Origin of the sequence: Methanobrevibacter intestini (assembly GCF_047402955.1) — an archaeon.
GTDB classification, from domain to species: Archaea; Methanobacteriota; Methanobacteria; order Methanobacteriales; family Methanobacteriaceae; genus Methanocatella; species Methanocatella intestini.
In genome coordinates, this window is sequence record NZ_CP187956.1 from 92137 (window position 1) to 113018 (window position 20882).

The following is a 20882-nucleotide window of genomic DNA, read 5'->3' on the forward strand; positions in this document are numbered from 1 at the left end:
TTTAAAAAATTAGTTAGAGGATCTCCATGTGTTTCCGCATTTTGCACATCTGATAAAGTTTGTTGGAGCTTCATCTGCAGACCTTGTTTGTACTGTCCACCAGTAACCTTTAGTTCCGCCACATTTATAACAGGTAATTGTTGTAGTAGGCAATGCTACATTCTTATTATCAGTAACTATTACTTCTGCTTTAGGATTTGTTTCTCCCTTAACTTCATACTGGTCTTTAACTTCATCAGATAAAGATTTTTCATATCCGCATTTACATTTTAATTTTTTATTCATAGGAAGTAATATAGCTCCGCATTCAGGACAAAATTCCATTACTTAATCACCTTATCTTATTTTATTTAATTGATTGAGTATTTATAATTTATTATGTTTATGCTGCTGATAGAATAAGAAGAAAATATTGCTTAATTTTTATGTAAAAATGTTTAAAGAAATACTGATAAATAAAATTTTAAAAAAAAAAGAAGTTAAATGTAGAAGGATTAACCTTCTACCATAATCAGTTTCCCTGACGATGGATCTTTATAGACTTTTCCCAGCTCAGTAAAACCTTGTCCAGAACTTTGAGATGTGTCTGGAGTATCATTTAATTCTTGACCTTGAGTAACTTCTGAAACCTGTTTCATAGAATCCATAACTTGCTGCTTTTGGTCTTGGCTCATGTCGGAAAAAATAACACTTTGCATATTCCAACTAATTACAACAAATATTAAAAAACCTAATGCAAGAACAAGCATTGCATCAACAAGGTTTGTTGTACCTGCCATAGGATCTATGTCATCATCAGAAGCTCTTCTCCTTCTCTGTTTTCTTCTAACCATAAAATCACTGTTTATTCATGAAAAAAAGAACTGCATCAGATAATGCATCTAAATCAGAAAGATATTGGTCATACCAACCTCTTCTAATTTTAGAGATGAAATAACATAACGCACCGGAACCGATACCTACAACAGTAGTATCAAATGCAATAGTTAATGCATCTGCAAGGGTATTTACATCCCCAGCACCTAATGCTGCAAGACCAGGACCTAATGGAATTAAAGTACCCATTAACCCTAATGTTGGTCCGACACGGGTAATAATATCTGTATTTCTTAAACTTTTATCAATTTTTTCTTCTTCATGTTCTACTAATTTACGAGCTAAAGCTTCTCTAGAATCACTATCTAGTGCTTCTGATTTTGCAATCTCAGTTAAAACTTTCTTTTGAGATTTTGGAATATCAGAACTAGATATAACATTCATTAAATCATCAATAGAACTTGCTGTATTAATTTTAAATATTAAATCCCTTATTTTTCCGACACCTACTTTTTTCATTGATGTGTATTCAGATATAAATCCACCTAAAGCAATAACAGAAATAATAGCAATTATTAATAATAAAACCATTACAGGAATTGTTAAACTTTGAGATATAACATTTAAAGCTCCGCTTAAATATTCTGTACCAGGTATTGAACTCATTTAATATCACCTAAATCTTATTTTAAGAGATTATCGCTCCTTTTATATAAAACTACACCTACAATTACTAATGCTGCTAAAGCAACCAAAATAGCAATTAAAGATTGAGAACTAATCATAGTTACTCCGCCAAAATGCCCCTGCATTGCTTGAGCAATACTTGGTATTACAATAGCAGACAATAAGAAATAAGCACCTAAAAATAACATGAAGTTTCCCAATATAATCGGATATGGTTTATCAGTTAATTTAACGATTATATTTGATGCAAAATAAGTAACAATCATTACAATCATTAAAGCAACCGCAACAACTATACTAAGTTTTTTAAATCCAAAACCTATAGTTGGTGCTACAATTAAAACAGAAGCAATAATTGATCCAAAACAACATGGACAAGGAGCAACAACAGCTAAACAGGTAGCAGTAGTTGTATTTTTATCATGAACTTTCCATTCTCTTATAGTAAATAATCCTGCAATAATCATAATAGATGCCATGATTATGTAAAAAACAGTATTGTAACTATAAATAGCTTCAGTAATCTGTTCGGCAAAGAATGATGCAATATATGTACATAATAAAACACCACCACCATAACCTATACAGATACCTGCGAATAATTTTTTTGACAAGTTAGCAAGACCGGATGCTAAACCAATTTTTATCCCAAAAATGATTACAGCCGCCAATACACCAAATTGCCATAATACACTCATCATATCCATATTAATTTCCTCGATATAATCAATAACAAATTAATTACACATAACCATTTCTACTTTAAAGTATATAAAATTTATCATTGCTGTCAAGCTAAGCTTTTTTTGATTTTTAGTTTTTTTTCATTTAATTATTCTTATTTTTTGCTTATTTATTTTATAACTTGTTATATTCTTTTTATTTTAATTGTATCTATTTTTATTTTAATTATATTTAATTTTAAGTATTTTTTATAGTTAATTTTATTTATTAGTAATTATATATATTTATTTAAGTATGTTAGTTTATTTTAGTTTGATATAGTTAAATTGGAGTTGATTTAGGCATGTTTTTAAGTAGGATAGTTTCAGATGAATTCGGAAATTTTAATAATTTTGTTGAACGAAAATATGTATTAAGTGATGTTGCTTTTACTCGAAAAGGAAAATTGAGTTTAGAGTCAATTATTAAATATCCATTGTGCAATAATAAAAAAACAACATCTATTGAGATTAATCGTTTTTTAAGAAACGAATTGAACGATAGAGGTGTTAGAATTACTAAACAAGCAGTTTCTGAAAAAAGACAATTTATTGATCCTCAAGTTTATATTGACATGAATGACAGCTTAATTTCAAAAATATATGCTCATAAAGACGAAATGACAACTTTCAAAGGTTTTAACGTCTATGCAATTGATGGATCAATTGTTGAAATCCCAAACACAAAAATAACAAGAGAAGAATTTGAAATTCCAGAAAAAACTGAACTAAATAAAGATACATCAACTGCAAGAATCTCTTGCATGGCCGATACAAAATGGGACTTCATAATCTCATCAAACATAACCAATAAAAGCACCAGCGAAATAGAACACGCATTAATGCACTTAGACGATGCAAAAAATAAAATAGACCTCACAAAGACAATAACAACCTATGATAGATTCTATAACTCCATAGAAATAATGTTCAAAACCATGCTATTAGACTCTTACTTCATAATACGTGGAAAAACACACACATTTAAAAAACAACAAAATAAAATGAAAAAAGAAGGAAAAACCGACGAAACACACGAAATCAACATAAAAAAAGCACAAATCAACAATTTTTTCACAGAAGAAGTAAAAAAATTCGCAAGAAAAACACGAGAAATAAAAGTCAGAATAGTATTCGTAAAACTCAAAACCGGAGAAACAGAAACACTATTTACCAATTTACCCAAAGAAATAGCAACACCAGAAGAATTAAAAGAATTATATGGCACAAGATGGACAATAGAAAAAAACTACGACAGATTAAAAAACAAACTCCACATTGAAAAATTCACAGGAAAAAAGAAAATAATCATCGAACAAGACTTCTACAGCCACATATACCTATTAAATATACTAATAGCACTCAAACATGACGCAGAAGAAGAAATAACACGAAAACCAAAAGAAACAACAAAATACAAATATGTTTACAAAAGCAATGTAAACACACTTATCGGAAACATAAAAGAAGAAATGCCCCGGCTCCTAACAGACGATAAAGAAGAAATAAAACAAATAGTAGAAGAAATACTAGACATAGCAAGAAAAGACCTAGTATACACAAAAATCAAAGCACCAACAAACAAAGAAAGAGATAAAAAGAAATATTATCACAAAAAATGCAAATCAAACATCCAAAACAGCTTTTAAAAAAATGCAAAACCTTAACTTGACAGCAATGAAAATTTATTTTAAAAATGTATAATATTCAATAAAAAATATATTTAAAGCTAATAAAACATAATATAATATTATTAAAAATAAAATGAGGCCAATTTATGTTTTGGAATGAGAAAATCGAATGTATGCCAAGGGAAGAACTTGAAGAACTACAATTGAAAAAGCTTCAAAAAACAGTAAAACGAGCTTTTGACAAAATTCCATATTACAATAAAAAATATACAGCATGTGAAGTTTTCCCTGAAGATATTGAAACTTTAAAAGATATAGAAAAATTACCGTTCATCACAAAAGATGATTTAAGAGAAAGCTATCCTTATGGTCTTTTTGCAGTTGATATGAAAGACATAAAAGAAATACATTCCTCTTCAGGAACTACCGGAAAACCTGTAGTATCAGGATATACCAAAAAAGACTTGGATACCTGGGCAGAAACAACTGCAAGAGGTTTGGGAATGATGGGCATCGGTGAAAATGACATTATCCAAAATACTCATGGATACGGATTATTTACTGGCGGATTTGGTGTTCATTACGGATCACATAAAGTTGGAGCAACAATAGTGCCTATATCAACAGGACAGACCAGAAGACAAATTGAAATAATGAAAGACTTTGGAGTAACCTGTTTAATTGCAACACCATCTTACGGAATTCATTTGGCTGAAGTAGCTGAAGATGACGGAATCAATCCCAAAGATATGAATCTTAAAGCTATCGGATTTGGAGCTGAAATGTGGAGTGAAGAAATCAGACAAAAACTAGAAAATCTCTTTGGAGCACCTGCATACAACATTTACGGATTAACTGAACTTATGGGACCAGGTGTAGGAATGGAATGCAGTGCTCAAAAAGGATTGCATATAGCTGAAGATATTTACTATCCCGAAATAATTGATTCAGCAACCGGCAAAACCTTAGGAGAAAATCAGAAAGGAGAACTTGTATTAACAAACCTTGAAAGAGAAGGAATGCCTATAATCAGATTTAGAACAAAAGACCTGACTTCACTTAACTACGAACCATGTGAATGCGGAAGAACCAGTGCAAGAATGAGCAGAATAACCGGCAGAGCAGATGATATGATTAAAGTAAAAGGAGTAGCTATATTCCCATCTCAAATAGAAAAAGCATTACTTAAAGTAGGTGATGTAGAGCCTCATTATTTAATTATAGTTACAAGACCTGGAACTTTAGACCAAATAGAAGTAAAAGTGGAAGCTTCTAAAAACCTTTTCTTTGATGGAGTAAAGGAAATGGTTAATATTCAAAGCAAAATAGCCAAATCTATTGAAAATGAAACTGGAATAAGAGTAAAAGTAACATTAGTTGAACCAAAAAGCCTTCCAAGATATGAAGGAAAAGCTAAAAGAGTTATAGATAAAAGAAATTTACATTAAGGGGATTAAAATGAACAGTATGAAAGTAAAACAATTATCAATATTCTTGCAAAACAAAAAAGGAAGCTTATATGATGCTCTTGAAACTTTATCTGAAAATGATATAAATATAAGAGCTCTTTCACTTGCAGATACTTCTGATTTTGGTATTTTAAGAGTTGTAGTAGATAATCCTCAAAAAGGAGAAAAAGTACTTGAAGAAAACTATCTGGTCAAAACAACTGACATAGTAGCTATTGAAATGACAGATTCACCTGGCGGATTGTCATTTGTTTTAAAAACTATAAAAGAAAATAACTTAGATTTAGAGTATTTATATGCATTTACTCATGATAAAAAAGATAAAGCAATCTTACTTTTGCATACAGATAATTTAGATGCATTAATAGATGCTTTAATTAAAAATGAAATAGTTATAGTACCTCCAGAGGAAGTCTATAACTTATAAAAAAAGGTAAAATATTACCTTTTTAATTTTCATCATCTGCTGGTGGAGTGTAAACACGGCTAGCAAGTTCACTGTCAAGTGTATACATCAAATCAACAGAATTTTGTGCTCTTTTTACTTTACCTACCAATTCCATTGCATTTTCTTCCTCTTCAACTTGTTCTTCAACAAACCACTGCAGGAAATTATTGGTAGCATGATCTTTTTCTGTAATAGCAATATCAACTAAATTATTAATAAGACCAGTTACAGTTTGTTCATGAGATAATACATGTTCAAATGCAGCTAATGGAGAGTCCCATTTAGTTTGAGGTCCTTCAATAGCTTCCAAAGTAACAGAAGCTCCTCTCCTAATTATATAGTCATAGATTTTCATTCCATGTTCCAGTTCTTCCTGAGCTTGTACTCTCATCCAATTTGCAAAACCAGGCAAATCTTCATCTTCAAAATAAGAAGCCATTGACAAATAGAGATATCCAGAATACAATTCTGCATTTACTTGTTTATTTAATTCTAATTCCATATTATTAGAAAGCATATTATCACCTTTACTAAATAATTGGAAATACCTATTATATAAAATTTGAGATTATACGAATAAAAATAAACAAAATATATTAAATTAAAAAATTAAAAAATCACATAGTGTGTGGTAATATGGTTAAATGTAATAACTGTGGAACATCAATTGAAGAAAGCGACAATTTTTGTATGAATTGTGGAAATAAAATTGAAAAAAACAATGAAAATGACATACTTCCATTAGTAACCTTAATTAAATGTCCTAACTGTAAAAAACAGATATTGAATGAATGGAAATACTGTCGTTTTTGTGGATATGACACAAATCAACCAAAAGGAACATCATTAATTAAAAAAATAGTTGATGATGTGGCTTATGATTCAAATGTTTTAAGATTTTGCACTTCCTGCGGTAAAAAATATCATGATGATTCAAGTATCTGTCAAAATTGTGGAAATGAAATTCCAAAACCAAAAGAGAATTATTTCGGAGACTTATCTTATGAAAACTTCCAATTACTTTATATAAACCAGATTCTTATTCCATTATCCACACATTACAGTACAAACTTTAGAAAAATTCTTATAAAAGACCATTTTAACATTTCATATGATGAAGAATCCCATATACTGTATTTACTAATTGAATATGCAATACATAATCCTAATGAAAATATCATCCCATATTTTGAAAAAATATTAAATGAAACAAAAGAAAATTTTAAAGATATTGAAAATGCTGCTTTAAATAAAATAAAACCTCAAATAGAAGAATTATTTAATACAAAAGGATTAACCTTTAAAAACAAAAAACAGATTAGTGCTGCTGAATACCAAACTATTAAAACACCGATTACAACAGATAAACACGGGGGAGGTACAAAAGCACTGGCAACATTTGGTTTCGGACTTTTAGGATATGCAGCTTCTTCAGGTGTAAAAACTGAAGTAAAAACTGAGAAAATTAAAACACAGGATGCAAAATACTGTTATACAACCATCAATATTTCAAAAAAATATGTGGATATTGATATTGCCGTATCCAGAGAAAATAACACTAAATTTATTCTAAAATGGAAAAATATATCCCTATTTAGCGATGATAACTACTTTGTATTAGATTCAGGAGAAACCTTTAAATGTGAACTTTACAGTGATGAAATTAATGAAATAATCACATCATCACTTCTTGACATTGCAGTTACCCATGATTCCAGATTAATTCACAAATACCGTCCAGAAATATTATTAAAAGTACAAAAATTTTTAAATGAACTAATAAACCGGGAAATTAACAGTTCTAAAATAAATGAATCTTCAAAATCAACTGTTAATCTTGAAAAACTAATTGAAATGTATGATAAAGGATTATTAACTGATGAAGAATTTATTGCTATGAAGAAAAAAATTAATTAAAAAAAGAGGGTTTATTTAACTGCATTAATTACAGTTCTTCCACCCATATAAGGAACTAAAACATCAGGAACTTTAACACTTCCATCTTCCTGCTGATAATTTTCAAGTAAACAGCAGATAGTCCTTTCAGTAGCTATTGCAGTACTGTTTAAAGTATGTAGAGTCTGTGCATCTCCGGAACCTGCTTTTCCAAAACGTGTTTTGGTTTTTCTTGCCTGATAATCCTTACAGTTAGTACATGAAACTAATTCTCTGTAAGCTTTGGAACCGGGAAACCATGCCTCAAGATCATATTTGATAGCTGCATTATCATTAAGTGCTGAGGACACAATAGCTACTACCTGATAATGTAGGCCTAATTTCTGATATATTTCTTCAGTTACTTCAAGCAACTTTTTATGAGCATTTTTGGACTCTTCCGGAGTTGTGTAAATAAACTGTTCAATTTTTTCAAACTGATGAACTCTGAATATTCCTAAAGTATCTTTACCGTGAGATCCTGCTTCTTTTCTAAAACAGGTTGAAAGAGCACAATACTGAATAGGCAAATCTTCAGGAGCAATAATTTCATCTCTGTGAAGTGCAGCTAAAGTCTGTTCTGCAGTAGCTATCAAATATAAATCTTCATCAGCTACTTTATATAAAGTTTCTTCAAATTCACCTAATTCAGAAGTTTCTGCAGCTACTTCACCTTTAACGAAAAATGGAGTCTGAAGAGGAATATAACCTTTAGATTCCAATTCATTTAGAGCAAATTGAATCAAAGCTAAATTAAGATGTAAAATATCCTGCTTTAAATAATAAAACCTTGCACCAGCTATTTGAGCTGCTGTTTTCATGTCTGCACCGTCAATTTTTTCAATTAAATCTACATGATTCAACGGTTCAAAATCAAATTCAGGAATTTCACCGTATTTCTTTACAATTTCATTATCATCTTCAGTATCGGAAATCGGCACATCTTCATCAATAATATTTCCTACTTTATATCTGTAATCATCGCGTAATTTTTTATATTCCTCAATTTTAGGCCCTAATTCTTTAATTTCATTAGCTACTTCCTTAGATTGGGCAATGACTTCTTCTAAATTACCTTCTTCTTTAGCTTTTTTAAATGATTTAGATAATCTGTTTTTTTCAGAACGTAAAAAGTTTAATCTTTTTTCCCCTTCTCTCCATAAAGTATCATATTCAATAACTTTTTCAGCAGTTTCTGTTCCTCTAAATCTTTTTTTCTCAGAATCAAAAATTAATTCCGGATTTTCTCTGAATAATTTTATATCTAACAAATATGTGTCCCCTAATTAGTTAATCATATTATAATTTATTTTTTTTATTTTTTATATTTAATGATTTTATAAAAAAAGCTTGAAAAGTTTTTAGACATATAAACTTGAAAAAATTTTAAAAAAATCTTTTAAAAGTTTGTATTTAGAAATAAAAGACATTTTAAAGTGATAATGTAAAAAATTTAAAGTTGAAAGAAGAGATTAATTAAAATCTCTTATAATTATTGTGTTTCCTGTTTGGAAGTCATTCCAGTAAGATGTAATAATGTATTTTCCACTCATTAATCTGATTCCTAAGCTTGCAATACCATCTTTATTAGTAACTTTGTGATATAAGACACCATTTACATTAAATGATACATTTTGATTAGCTAATGGTTTACCTTGACCATCTAGAGTTAAAGCAGTGAAATTGCTGCCATCTAAATATTTCATATCTAAATCTTTAGTTACTAAAGTCGAAATAACAGTTACATTATTACCTACATCCAAAGCATCATACATTGTTGTAATGGTATAGTTTCCTGGTCTTAAAGCTATTCCTAAGCTTGCAACACCATTTGGATCAGTTGTTTTAGTGTAAAATACACCATTGATGTTAAATGTTACATTTTTACCTACTGCTAAGGATCCGTTTTTATCATAGATAGTTGCTTGAAAAGCAGATGCATTCATATAATATTTAGTTATATCATGAGCCGCAATTAATGATTTTACTGTTATGTTAAATCCTTTTTCTTCACCAGTTACAGGGTTGTAAGCAGTTAAAATGTAAGTTCCAGGTCTTAACATAATACCTAAATCAGTTACACCATCTTTATTAGTTGTTTTAGTGTAGAATACTCCATGGATGTTAAATTTAACAGTAGTGTTAGCTAGTGCTTTTCCAGTGCTGTCAGTGAATTTAGTGTAGAATCTTGTAGCGTTCTGATACATTTTAACTAAATTATCAGCTACAATAGTTGGATTAATAGTTACAGTGATATTTTTGGAGATTTTGCTGTATATATCAGATTCATTATAAGTTACAGTTACTGGATATATACCAGATTCTAAATTAAGTCCCATAGATGCAGTACCATTAGCATCAGTAGATTTAGCATAGTCCACACCATTAATATTGAAGTATATAGTAGCATTAACTATTGGTTTACCTTGAGAATCTGTTAATTTAGCAACTAAAGGAGTTCCATCATGATAAAACATTGCAACATCATCAGCACTTAAATTAAAATTAGGGACAACTGTTATGTTTCCTTTTTTAGCCATCAAATCATATTTAGCATCACCAGAGTAAGTTGTAGTGATATTATACTCTCCAACACCCAATCCAGGAATATTTACTTTTGCAGTTCCCTTAGTTACATTTGCAGTGTAATTTTCACCGTCAATTTCAACAGTGACGGTTCCAGTTGCATCTTCAGGCAAATCTACAACAACAGTAGAATTTACTCCCTCTTTAGCTTCAGGAACAGCAACATCCATATTATAATCAGATATTTTTAATACAGTAAATTTAGTTGTGTTTTGAGCACTATTATAATTGTCATCACCTATATATTTAACAAATACATCATAAATACCCGCTTTAAAATCAGATATCGTTTTAACTACACTGCCATTTTCAATAGCTACATTATAAACTTGATTATCAACACTAATGGTTACATTTCCAGTAGTATCACTAGCTAAAGAAACTGTGACAGTTACATTTTCACCAACTCTAATATCGTCAGCACCAACACTAACTGTTGAATTTATTTTATTAATCTTAAACTTGCCAGAATCAGCAGTTAAATTGTAATTATCATTTCCATCCCAAATAGCGCTAAAATTATAAACACCTGCTCCTAATTTATCTCCTAAAAGAGTACCTTTACCATTAACAACTTCTACAGTGTAATTTTTATTATTAATAGTGACAAATATGTTTTCAGTTAATTTAGCATTATTAACACCAGTTAAAACAGTGTCAATAACATATACATTACCATAATCAACATCATTAACAATGACATTTAAAGAGGCATTTGCTTTAGCTACTTTAATATTTTTAGTTGCATTAACTGAAGTGTATTTATCACTACCTTCATATTTAACCACAATCATATGATTGCCAGAATCTAAATCTTTAACAGCATAATTAGCTTTACCATTTACAATAACAAGAGTTTTTTCAACATCATCAACAGAAAAAATGACATTATCATTAACATCCTCAGGCAAAACAATATTAACAATTGCATTTTGGCCAAAAACAATATCATTAACAAGTACATCTATTCTAGGAGCTATTTTATTAACTTTAAAACTACCTGAAGTATTCGTTCCATTATAATTATCATTTCCGCTCCAAGCAGCACTAAAATTATAAACTCCCGCAGGTAATTTATCACCAATAGCTATGCCTCTACCATTAACAACTCCCACAGTGTAATTTTTATTATTAATCGTCACATCTACCATGCCTGTTAATTTATCATTATTTGCACCATTTAATATAACCTCAATAATTAAATTTTCACCATAATCCACATTTTTAATAGCTACCTCAAGCTTTGGTGATGCTTTAGCTACATTAATGTTTTTAGTAGAATTAACACTAGCATATTCTTTATTGCCCCCATATTTAACTAAAAGTGCATAATTATCAGAAGATAAATTAGAAATAACTTGGCGGGCTTTACCATTTTTAACAACAGAAATGTAATCTTTATTATCAATAGTAATAGTTACATTACCACTAGCTTCTTTAGGTAAAATAACATCAACAGTTAAATTTTGGCCAAATGTAATATTATTAACAATTACATCCATTGTAGGAACCATTATAGATACTGTAAAAGTTGCATTAACATTTACTGCATTATAATTGTTATCACCACCATATTTAACAGCTACATTATAATCACCTACTTTAAGTCCGCCTATTACTTTAATTGCCTGACCTTCATTAATAGCTACTGTATAGTTCTGATTATCAAGCGTAATAGTTACATTGCCTGTAGCATCACTATCTAAATTAACACTAATAGTTGCGTTTTCCCCAACTTTAATATCTTTAACATCAACAACAAGTGCAGGATCTATTTTATTAACTTTAAAACCGCCAGAAATATCAGTTCCATTATAGTTATCATTTCCAGCCCAGGTAGCACTGAAATTATACAATCCCACAGGCAGCTTATCAGCAGAAACATTTCCCTTACCGTTAATAACCACTACAGAGTAATTTTTATTATTAATTGTTACAATTACATTACCGGTTAAATTAGTATTATTTACACCTTTTAAAGTAGCATAAATAGTTAAATTTTCACCATAGTTAACATCTTTAATAAATACATTAAGATTTGGATTAGCTTTAATAACATTTACAGTATGAAAAACTTCAACTGCTTCATATTTATTATTGCCCCGATATCCAATTTTAATATATTGAATACCTGCTTCTAAATCAGTCATATTCCATAATGATACGCCTTCATCGTCAATTTTAACATAATAATAAATTTCACCAACAGACATCAGCACCCAACTAGGATTAGCATCCTTAGGTAATTCAACTTTAACAGTTAAATTTTCACCAAAGATTATACTGTCCTCAGCAATTACATTCATTTTAGGCTTTTCTTTAGATACAACAGTATTATTCCCATCATACTTAAAAAAAGCATTATTACTGTTTTTATTTTCTAAAACGCTTCCATCTTTTCCATCATATAACACATTAGAAGTGGCATTTAAATTTTTCCCATCAGTTATGTGAAACTCATCATTTACTGTGTCATTAACCATACTGGAAGTTACATTTTCTGCATTAACTGCCGAAATAGATAGTATGAATAAAATCATAGTTGAAATTATTAAAATTTTACTTTTAAGCATTTTCTACCTCCCAAAATAATAAAAAAATATTATTTCTCAATATACTTATTCCTTTAAAAAAATGTAGAAACAAATATCGTAAAAAAACATGAATAACAAAACATCATAAAAACAATCTTCTTATACAAACAAATGTATATGCATTTAAATATTTATATATTGTTAAAAATAATAGTATATGGCTTTAAAAAAGTAAAAGAGATATTATAAATTTATTCTAAAAATGATTTGAAAAATTTTTCAAAATCCTCATCATCCATAGGTTCCGGTGTTGTGAAAACTTTATTCTCCATAATATTTGTAGCTAAGACATCATATTCATTAGCTTCCTTAGATTCAGGGTATTTTTCTACAACGGTTTTTGCATCTAATTCACTTTCCTGAATTAAATTACTTCTATTGATAGTTCCAATAATACGAGTGCCTATCTTTGATGCAAATTCACTGACAATTTCCTTTTCATGATCAACATTTCTGCAGTTGCAGATTATTCCGCTTAAATTTCCTTTAAGTTTTTTAATTCCTTTAACAATATTATTGGCCGCATATAAAGACATATATTCTCCGGAAGTTACAATTATTACTTCATCAGCGTACTTTTCACGTAAAGGTACTGAAAAACCTCCGCAAACAACATCTCCAAGTACATCATAAATGACTACATCCAAATCCTTATCAAAAACCCCTAAGTTTTCAAGTCTTTTCATAGCTACTATTACACCACGTCCTGCACAGCCAACACCGGGTTCAGGACCTCCGCTTTCAACACATAAAATATCATTGTATCCTTTTACAACAATATCCTCTTCAGCAGGTTTTCTGTTATTTTTAAGTGTGTCTACAACTGTCGGGATTCTTCTGCCACATAATGTACGTGTTGTATCAGCTTTTGGGTCACATCCTATAACCAAACAGTTCAAATCATTATTTGCATAAACTGCAGATAAATTAGCTACTGTTGTACTTTTTCCAATTCCGCCTTTTCCATAAATAGCTATCTTTTTAATCAATTTAATTTCTCCTTTTATGTATTATTCTTAGACCTGATGATATAATTGCACATGCTGTAATAAATATGCATAACATTAAATTTACAGTTACAGAAACTTTAAAGAAGTTTAATAAAACAATTACACATGGAAGAGCATAAAACATTAAAGCTACTAAAGTTCCAAATTTTTCATATTCCAAGCCTTCAGAGCTTGTTTTGAAAAACTCTATTAATTTCAAGGTTATTATAATTAAAAACCAAAAGGGCAGTAAATTTGCATAACATAATGCAAAAGAGCTTAATATAATAAATGCAAAATCTGATAAAACATCTACTTTTGCCCCATTATTTTTATTATCTATTTTGTATCTGCGAGCTATTCTGCCATCTAAAACATCACTTAAAACAGCTAAAAAGTAAATAACCAGTATAACGAACAGATTGCTGTTTAAATAAAAAACACCATAAGCAAATAAAATTCCGAAAATTATCCTGGACAAACTTAAAGTATCTGCCAAATGCCGTTTATTCATAAATATTACCTTTTAACTAGTTTATAAACAAAATCATGCTCCCTTACTTTTGTTGAAATAGCTACTCCCACATTATTACCTTTTTCAACATTTTCAACATTTTCACCATTGATTTGCATTGAATCAATTTTATGTTTTATGGAACCTGTAGTTTTTCCCTGTATTAAAATTTCATCTCCAATAGCTAAATCATCCCATATTTTAAGTTCTGCGACTTTTACTTTGTTAAAATAATTAACAACCTGACCAATATCTTTTTTAATGAATTTTGACTGGTTATTTTCACTTGTTTCAAAAGGAGTGTTGAAGTAAAATCCGGTGTCAAAACCGCGGTTAAATACACTTTTAAGCTCTTCAATCCATTGAGGATTTATTTTGTACTCTTTAGGACATTCATAATACTTATCAATAGCCTGCCTGTAAACATCAGTTACCATTGCACCATAATCAGGACTTCTGGCTCTTCCTTCTATTTTAAATGAATCAATTCCCGCTTCAATTAGCTCCGGAATATGTTCTATCATCATCATATCCTTTGGTGAAAAGAAGTTCGTTCTGTAGCTGTCGTCATATGATTTGGATATTACAAATGACTCGTCATTAACTTCAGAGAGGTTTATTACACTGTCATTATTATCCTCTTCAAAAGTCATCGTCCAGTTTTTACGGCATGGCTGCAGACAGTCACCACAGTTTGCACTACGGCCATATAATCCTGAACTTAAAAAACATCTGCCAGATATTGCCATGCACATTGCACCATGTATAAAAACTTCTGTTTCAATTGGAGAATTTTTAACTGTCTTTTTAATATCTTCCAAACTAAGTTCCCTTGATAAAATAGCTCTTTTAGCACCTAACTTCTTAAGTGTTTTTAAGATGAAAGAATTGGAAATATTTTCCTGAACACTTATATGTGCTTCAAGTCCGTTGCCGACAACTTCTTCTATTAATCCTATATCTGATAAAATAATCCCATCAATTTCAGATGCTGCAATTTCCCCCAGGTTATTTTTCAATTCCATAGCTCTATCTTCATTTAAAACAACATTGCTGCACAAATAAGTTTTGGCTGAATATTCTTTAGCTATTTTAGAAACTTCAGATAAATCATTTAAAGAAAAATTTTTAGCATTTGCCCTCATATTAAAGTCATCAAGACCAAAATAAGTGGCATCCGCCCCATTTTCTAAAACTGCCCTAAGGGAAATAAAATTTCCTGCAGGAGATAACAATTCAACCATAATATCTTAAGGTTTATAATATGTTTCAGCTTCAATATCATCAGGAAGCTCTGTCGGATAACATTCATTTAAACAGCCCAAACATAAATCTTCTTTAGGCATTCCAATAGCTTTTACCAGTGATTCCAAACTGATATATCCTAAAGTATCAATATCTAACTGTTGCCTTATCTCTTCAACAGAATAATTAGCTGCAATTAATTCTTTTTTACTTGCCATAGCTACACCATAATAACACGGAGCTATAACCGGAGGACAGCCTACCAAGAAGTGTATTTCAGCAGGTTCTGATTCCTTTACAAAATCAATTAAAGATTTGGAAGTTGTTCCTCGAACAATACTGTCATCAATTAAAACTATTTTTTTACCTTTAATAGCTTCTTTAATTGGATTTAATTTAAGTCTGACAGCCAGTTCACGTTCTTCCTGAGTAGGCATGATAAAAGTCCTTCCAACATACCTGTTTTTAATTAAACCTTCACCATAAGTAATTCCAGAAGCTCTTGAATACCCGATAGCTGCAGGAATTGAAGAATCAGGTACAGGAATAACTACATCAGCATCAATCGGAAACTGTTCATATAACTGTTTTCCAATGTTTAATCGTGTCTGATATACATTAACATTATCAATTGTACTGTCAGGTCTTGCAAAGTAAACATATTCAAACATGCAATGAGCAAGAGGAGTTGAATCGGCCAATTCCAGCATGGAACTGCGAATTTCATTATTTTCAAAATATATAATTTCTCCAGGTTTTACATCCCTTATGAATTCAGCATTAATTACATCAAAAGCAACAGTTTCAGAAGCTATAATAAAATCATCCCCTCTTTTAGCTATTGCTAAAGGTTTTATTCCAGCAGGACCTCGAACCCCATATAACTCACCATTAACAAGTATAGTTAATGCATATGATCCTACTAATTTTTTAGAAACTGCTTCAATGGATTCTATAATACTTTTACCATTAGCATAATGTTCCTTTCTTAACATATAACAGATTACTTCAGAATCTGTACCTGATTTAAACTCATAACCTTCACGAATAAGCTCATCTCTTAATTCAGCGGAATTTACAATATCTCCATTATGAGCCATAGCTATAAACCCATCATCAAAATCAGTTACAAAAGGTTGTGAATTTTCAAGTTTGGATTCGCCTGTAGTTGAATACCTTACATGACCAATAGCCATGTTTCCCTGAAGATTATTAATTTCATAATCCTTAAAAACATCAGTCACTAAACCCATACCACAGTAATAATTTAATCCCTTATCTGGACTAAAAGTAGCCATTCCTGCAGATTCCTGACCCCTATGCTGAAGAGCATATAAACAATAATAAACCAAAGAAGAAACATCCTTAGAATCATCTACAGAATGTATTCCCACAACACCACATTTATCTTGCATTTCCCCTTGCATTGACAATCTCCCATATATCATATAATATTAATTATAAATTTTCTTTTTAGTAGTATAAAATTATAGTGATTTAATCCCAAAAATTTTCAAAATTATTTGAGATATCATAATCATCTTCAACTTCTGAAGTTTTATTTAAATCTTTTTTTAAATCCTCTTCATCATTTCCAACAAAGATTAAAGCTGTTTTAATAATTTTCAGCCAGTCTATTGCATCCTGTCTTGACTGAGCACCAATATAACCCTGACCAACAATAATATTTTCCGGTTTAAACTTATTTGTAGCTATTGTAACTTTATCTGCATCTGCAAGATTTTCTCTAAAGACTTCCTGCCACAAATCATTTAAATTGTAAATTTCAAGAAATTCCTTTGAGTAAATATCCTCATAACGGGACTTGAAAGAAGTAAAATCAGATTTTAAATTATCAATAGTTTCCTGCAATTCCTTATTTTTTAAAGATACAACATCATAATCTTCAATAAGTTTATTGTAATCATCAAGTAAGCTATTGTATTTATGAGTTAAATTTAATAATTTATTTTCTAAAGTATGTACATTAACTAAATTTAAAGAATAAGATAAAGCTGCACGTATAATTGAATTCAATATTTCATTAGCGGCTAAATTTGAGTCAACAGTTTCATTTTTAATAATGTTATTATAATCAAATAATCCAACATGATTAAAATCAGTTTTTAAATCATTGAAAAGTAAATTGTAATTCTCATCCTGGCCATAACCTCCAATGAGAATAATATCTCCACCAGCAGCTACTTTTTTTGCTATTTCAAAATTATTTGTAGGAATAATTGAAGAAACAATTATATTATAATCATTTTCAAGCTGAGTATTATCTACAGATTTAGATACAACTTCAGCAATATCCAATCCGGACACAATTATACGTACATCAACTTTTGAAATTACGCTATTTTCATTTTCCATAGCTATAACCTAGTCCTGATATATTTTTTTATGCCAGTTCCAAGCAGATTCAACAATAGTTTCCAAATCGTACTGTGGAGTCCAACCTAATTTATCTTTAATTTTTGTTGCATCAGCTATTAAAATATCAGGATCTCCTTCACGGCGTTCATCTAATTTAACCGGGAAATCTTTTCCAGTTACTTTTTTAACCATGTCAATTACTTCTTTAACAGAAAATCCTTTTCCATTACCTAAATTAAATACATTAGATTCGTTTTCATTACATAAATATTCATAAGCATCAATGTGAGCTTTAGCCAAATCATTTACATGAATATAATCACGGACACATGTTCCATCAGGAGTATTATAATCAGTTCCAAAAATAGAAATGGAATCTCTTCTTCCAATAGCTGCATCTAATACTAAAGGAATTAAATGAGTTTCCGGTTCATGTAATTCCCCAATTTCACAATCAAAATCACATCCTGCAGCATTGAAATATCTTAAAGCCACATAATTAAAATCTCCTTTTGCAGCTTCACGTTCCAATGCCTTTTCAGTTATGAATTTAGAATGACCGTATGGATTAATTGGTTTTAATTCCTGATCTTCTGTAATAGGAACCTTTTCAGGGTTTCCATATACTGCAGCAGTAGATGAGAGAATAAACTTATTAACACCAAATTCTCTCATTATTTGTAAAAGATTAATTGTATTTTTATAGTTATTTTTAAAATATTTTTGAGGTAATTCAACGGATTCAGCTACTGATGAAAATGCTCCAAAGTGCAAGACCCCATCAATATCATACTTTTCAAAAACTTCTCTTAAATCTTTACTTCCAAAGTTGTAGTTTTCAAAATGTCCCCATTTAACAAAGTCTTCATAACCTTTAACAAGATTATCAACAACGACAGTTTCATAACCTGCCTGATTTAGGGCTTTATTAGTATGAGCACCTATGTAACCTGCTCCACCAGTAACTAGAATCACAAAATCACCTTAAATAAATTTACCTAATTTCAATAAAGCTTTAGGAGACACTTTAACTAAAGCTTTAACAAGTTCAGTAGTTGAAATTTTCTCAAAGTTAACATCCTGGAATGCATGAGCAATATTGTCAAGTTCTTCATCAGATAAAGTTAACATGTACTCCTGAACTTTTTTATATTTGTCAATTTCATGAGATAAATCATCACGAGCTATTTTGTCATATTTTTTAAGGAATTTTTTAGAATGATTACCTTCTTTAATAGATTCAGCAGCGACCTGACCTGCATACATTCCTCCAGTCATACCGCTGATGATTCCTCCACCGGTTAATGGGTTTACCTGACCTGCTGCATCCCCACAAACCAAAATGTTATCATCATACATTTTTTTAGGCATTCCACCAACAGGGTCTCCACCAACATTTAATTCAACAGCCTGAGCATTTTTAGTTGCTGGACATTTAGCTATAAAATCATCTAAGTATTCAATAGCTGGTTTTGTTGCTTTATGCTGGAGAATAGCTAAACCTACATTAGCTATGTCATCACCTTTAGGGAAAATCCATACATATCCTCCAGGTGCACATGAACCGAAATAGAATTCAATAACTGCTTCCCTGTCAAATTCAACATTTACCATTTCATATTGAACTCCAGATTCCATTTCTTTAGCTTTAGCACTACCTTTAAGACCAGCCCATCTTGCAACATGACCTTCAGGACCATCTGCAGCAATTACTATTTTAGCTTTAATTTCTTCAGTTTTACCCATAGATTCTGTAGAAACAATGAAACCATCTTCAATTTTATCCATTCCAGTAGCTAAAGTTTTGATTCTGATTTCAGCTCCAGCTCTTGCAGCATCCATAGCCATATGTTTATCAAATACTTTTCTTTCAAGAATGTAACCTGCTTCAGGCAATTCAATTTCTTCTTCTGTTAACCATACATCAGTTCCATCAGGAGAAGTAAGTCTTACTCCATCAATTTCTTTAGTAATCCAGCGTGGGCTTGGTTCAATACCAAGTTTTGCAAGACCTTTTTTAGAAACACCTTCAGCACATCTTTTTGGAGCACCTATTTCAGATCTTTTATCAACTAAAATAACTTTTGCTCCACCAAGAGCTGCATGTTTTGCTGCTGAAGAACCTGCTGGTCCTCCACCAATTACTAATACATCAGTTTCAATCATAGAATAATCTCCCTAATCTTCTTTCTCCAAAGCATTAATAGGACAAGCATCAACGCATGTACTACATTCTCTACACTCACTTTCATCAAATACTAAGCTATACTCTTTAACTTGTATTAAATTTCTCGGACAAACACCTGCACATTCTCCACAGAATGAGCACCAATCTTTTACAATCATAAATTAAGAGTCTCCTTTTTTTATAAAAAATAAAATAGTTTATGTTATGAATAATTAAGTTTATTATAATATTTAAATTCTTTTACACAACTTTTTATCTAACTAAAACAACAGGAACATCAGAAGTTCTTAAAAGCCTTTCACTAACGGAACCAATCTGATTTTGAGATACTTCATTTTCTTCAAAAGAAACAAATCTTTTGTTATCTGAACCAAATGCATGAATAACAACTAAATCAGCACAGGTCTGATTAATAATAAATTTCATGTCTCTTAAAGCATCAGCAGTTAATAAATGCTCAACAGTTTCTATTCCTTCAGCATTAGCTTTCTCAGTAACTTTTGCTAAAATTTCATCACCGCTGTCTTCTGATTCATCATAACTGCTAAAAGAAAATTCTTCCAAAACATGAATAGCAGCTATTTTGGAACCAAATTTTTTAGCTATTTCAATAGCTACGTCAGCTGCCTCATATCCATATTCAGACCCATCAACAGGAACTGCAATAATATCAAACATT

General features: G+C 30.4%; 20 protein-coding genes. 4 read left to right on the plus strand and 16 right to left on the minus strand.

The genetic code is table 11. The features are described from left to right. Positions 1-9 precede the first annotated feature (9 nt). The 4 genes from ACMC9J_RS00505 to ACMC9J_RS00520 form a co-directional block, all read right to left on the minus strand. Entirely contained in the window at positions 10-324 is a 315-nt protein-coding gene (locus ACMC9J_RS00505) for a transcription factor S (protein ID WP_004035169.1), read from the minus strand. A gap of 170 nt (positions 325-494) precedes the next feature. After that, positions 495-833: a DUF2149 domain-containing protein gene (locus tag ACMC9J_RS00510; protein ID WP_019265519.1), complete on the minus strand. Its 339-nt coding sequence runs from the start codon at positions 831-833 to the stop codon at positions 495-497. Positions 834-837: 4 nt separating this feature from the next. Beyond that, positions 838-1482, minus strand: a complete 645-nt coding sequence (locus ACMC9J_RS00515; RefSeq protein ID WP_094516529.1) for a MotA/TolQ/ExbB proton channel family protein — start codon at positions 1480-1482, stop codon at positions 838-840. 17 nt (positions 1483-1499) lie between these two features. Further along, positions 1500-2210 (minus strand): DUF2162 domain-containing protein, encoded by a 711-nt coding sequence (locus ACMC9J_RS00520; protein WP_019265517.1) that lies wholly within the window; start codon positions 2208-2210, stop codon positions 1500-1502. Between the two features lie 320 nt (positions 2211-2530). On the opposite strand from ACMC9J_RS00520, the gene ACMC9J_RS00525 reads away from it, so the two are divergent. The 3 genes from ACMC9J_RS00525 (at position 2531) to ACMC9J_RS00535 (ending at position 5752) form a co-directional block, all read left to right on the plus strand. Beyond that, complete coding sequence (locus ACMC9J_RS00525; protein ID WP_427003342.1) at positions 2531-3874, plus strand: IS4 family transposase; 1344 nt, start codon at positions 2531-2533, stop codon at positions 3872-3874. A gap of 128 nt (positions 3875-4002) precedes the next feature. Beyond that, positions 4003-5304, plus strand: a complete 1302-nt coding sequence (locus ACMC9J_RS00530; RefSeq protein WP_019268493.1) for a phenylacetate--CoA ligase family protein — start codon at positions 4003-4005, stop codon at positions 5302-5304. A gap of 10 nt (positions 5305-5314) precedes the next feature. Further along, positions 5315-5752 (plus strand): ACT domain-containing protein, encoded by a 438-nt coding sequence (locus ACMC9J_RS00535; protein ID WP_250416131.1) that lies wholly within the window; start codon positions 5315-5317, stop codon positions 5750-5752. A gap of 22 nt (positions 5753-5774) precedes the next feature. Here ACMC9J_RS00535 and ACMC9J_RS00540 read toward each other — a convergent pair whose 3' ends face one another. Beyond that, positions 5775-6290: a ferritin gene (locus ACMC9J_RS00540; protein ID WP_427003351.1), complete on the minus strand. Its 516-nt coding sequence runs from the start codon at positions 6288-6290 to the stop codon at positions 5775-5777. 119 nt (positions 6291-6409) lie between these two features. On the opposite strand from ACMC9J_RS00540, the gene ACMC9J_RS00545 reads away from it, so the two are divergent. Further along, the gene (locus tag ACMC9J_RS00545; RefSeq protein ID WP_019268248.1) at positions 6410-7690 is read left to right on the plus strand and encodes a zinc-ribbon domain-containing protein; all 1281 of its coding nucleotides are present in this window, start codon (positions 6410-6412) and stop codon (positions 7688-7690) included. A gap of 11 nt (positions 7691-7701) precedes the next feature. Here the strand turns inward: ACMC9J_RS00545 and serS are convergent, their stop codons facing one another. The 11 genes from serS to ACMC9J_RS00600 form a co-directional block, all read right to left on the minus strand. Further along, positions 7702-8979, minus strand: a complete 1278-nt coding sequence (gene serS, locus ACMC9J_RS00550) for a serine--tRNA ligase (RefSeq protein ID WP_094516532.1) — start codon at positions 8977-8979, stop codon at positions 7702-7704. 201 nt (positions 8980-9180) lie between these two features. Beyond that, the gene (locus tag ACMC9J_RS00555; protein WP_427003352.1) at positions 9181-12867 is read right to left on the minus strand and encodes an Ig-like domain repeat protein; all 3687 of its coding nucleotides are present in this window, start codon (positions 12865-12867) and stop codon (positions 9181-9183) included. Positions 12868-13079: 212 nt separating this feature from the next. Further along, entirely contained in the window at positions 13080-13877 is a 798-nt protein-coding gene (cfbC, locus tag ACMC9J_RS00560; RefSeq protein WP_094516534.1) for a Ni-sirohydrochlorin a,c-diamide reductive cyclase ATP-dependent reductase subunit, read from the minus strand. A gap of 1 nt (position 13878) precedes the next feature. Further along, on the minus strand, positions 13879-14391 hold the full coding sequence (locus ACMC9J_RS00565; protein ID WP_427003353.1) for a CDP-alcohol phosphatidyltransferase family protein: 513 nt from the start codon (positions 14389-14391) through the stop codon (positions 13879-13881). Between the two features lie 5 nt (positions 14392-14396). Further along, positions 14397-15635, minus strand: a complete 1239-nt coding sequence (locus tag ACMC9J_RS00570) for a peptidase U32 family protein (protein WP_295872311.1) — start codon at positions 15633-15635, stop codon at positions 14397-14399. A 6-nt stretch (positions 15636-15641) separates the two neighbouring features. Next, on the minus strand, positions 15642-17084 hold the full coding sequence (gene purF, locus ACMC9J_RS00575; RefSeq protein ID WP_019265501.1) for an amidophosphoribosyltransferase: 1443 nt from the start codon (positions 17082-17084) through the stop codon (positions 15642-15644). Between the two features lie 49 nt (positions 17085-17133). Continuing rightward, complete coding sequence (locus tag ACMC9J_RS00580) at positions 17134-18012, minus strand: hypothetical protein (protein ID WP_019267090.1); 879 nt, start codon at positions 18010-18012, stop codon at positions 17134-17136. Between the two features lie 9 nt (positions 18013-18021). Further along, positions 18022-18990 (minus strand): UDP-glucose 4-epimerase GalE, encoded by a 969-nt coding sequence (gene galE / locus ACMC9J_RS00585; protein ID WP_303999939.1) that lies wholly within the window; start codon positions 18988-18990, stop codon positions 18022-18024. Positions 18991-18999: 9 nt separating this feature from the next. Further along, positions 19000-20181: an NAD(P)/FAD-dependent oxidoreductase gene (locus ACMC9J_RS00590; RefSeq protein WP_019265497.1), complete on the minus strand. Its 1182-nt coding sequence runs from the start codon at positions 20179-20181 to the stop codon at positions 19000-19002. A 12-nt stretch (positions 20182-20193) separates the two neighbouring features. Beyond that, complete coding sequence (locus tag ACMC9J_RS00595) at positions 20194-20361, minus strand: 4Fe-4S binding protein (RefSeq protein ID WP_004033656.1); 168 nt, start codon at positions 20359-20361, stop codon at positions 20194-20196. A 94-nt stretch (positions 20362-20455) separates the two neighbouring features. After that, on the minus strand, positions 20456-20881 hold the full coding sequence (locus tag ACMC9J_RS00600) for a universal stress protein (protein ID WP_019267087.1): 426 nt from the start codon (positions 20879-20881) through the stop codon (positions 20456-20458). Position 20882 lies beyond the last annotated feature (1 nt).

Bases quoted from the DNA above. Each gene is read 5' to 3' on its own strand.
- ACMC9J_RS00505 (WP_004035169.1), bottom strand. From the start codon at position 324: ATGGAATTTTGTCCTGAATGCGGAGCTATATTACTTCCTATGAATAAA.
- ACMC9J_RS00510 (WP_019265519.1), bottom strand. From the start codon at position 833: ATGGTTAGAAGAAAACAGAGAAGGAGAAGAGCTTCTGATGATGACATA.
- ACMC9J_RS00515 (WP_094516529.1), bottom strand. From the start codon at position 1,482: ATGAGTTCAATACCTGGTACAGAATATTTAAGCGGAGCTTTAAATGTT.
- ACMC9J_RS00520 (WP_019265517.1), bottom strand. From the start codon at position 2,210: ATGGATATGATGAGTGTATTATGGCAATTTGGTGTATTGGCGGCTGTA.
- ACMC9J_RS00525 (WP_427003342.1), top strand. From the start codon at position 2,531: ATGTTTTTAAGTAGGATAGTTTCAGATGAATTCGGAAATTTTAATAAT.
- ACMC9J_RS00530 (WP_019268493.1), top strand. From the start codon at position 4,003: ATGTTTTGGAATGAGAAAATCGAATGTATGCCAAGGGAAGAACTTGAA.
- ACMC9J_RS00535 (WP_250416131.1), top strand. From the start codon at position 5,315: ATGAACAGTATGAAAGTAAAACAATTATCAATATTCTTGCAAAACAAA.
- ACMC9J_RS00540 (WP_427003351.1), bottom strand. From the start codon at position 6,290: ATGCTTTCTAATAATATGGAATTAGAATTAAATAAACAAGTAAATGCA.
- ACMC9J_RS00545 (WP_019268248.1), top strand. From the start codon at position 6,410: ATGGTTAAATGTAATAACTGTGGAACATCAATTGAAGAAAGCGACAAT.
- ACMC9J_RS00555 (WP_427003352.1), bottom strand. From the start codon at position 12,867: ATGCTTAAAAGTAAAATTTTAATAATTTCAACTATGATTTTATTCATA.
- ACMC9J_RS00565 (WP_427003353.1), bottom strand. From the start codon at position 14,391: ATGAATAAACGGCATTTGGCAGATACTTTAAGTTTGTCCAGGATAATT.
- ACMC9J_RS00570 (WP_295872311.1), bottom strand. From the start codon at position 15,635: ATGGTTGAATTGTTATCTCCTGCAGGAAATTTTATTTCCCTTAGGGCA.
- purF (WP_019265501.1), bottom strand. From the start codon at position 17,084: ATGATATATGGGAGATTGTCAATGCAAGGGGAAATGCAAGATAAATGT.
- ACMC9J_RS00580 (WP_019267090.1), bottom strand. From the start codon at position 18,012: ATGGAAAATGAAAATAGCGTAATTTCAAAAGTTGATGTACGTATAATT.
- ACMC9J_RS00590 (WP_019265497.1), bottom strand. From the start codon at position 20,181: ATGATTGAAACTGATGTATTAGTAATTGGTGGAGGACCAGCAGGTTCT.
- ACMC9J_RS00595 (WP_004033656.1), bottom strand. From the start codon at position 20,361: ATGATTGTAAAAGATTGGTGCTCATTCTGTGGAGAATGTGCAGGTGTT.
- ACMC9J_RS00600 (WP_019267087.1), bottom strand. From the start codon at position 20,881: ATGTTTGATATTATTGCAGTTCCTGTTGATGGGTCTGAATATGGATAT.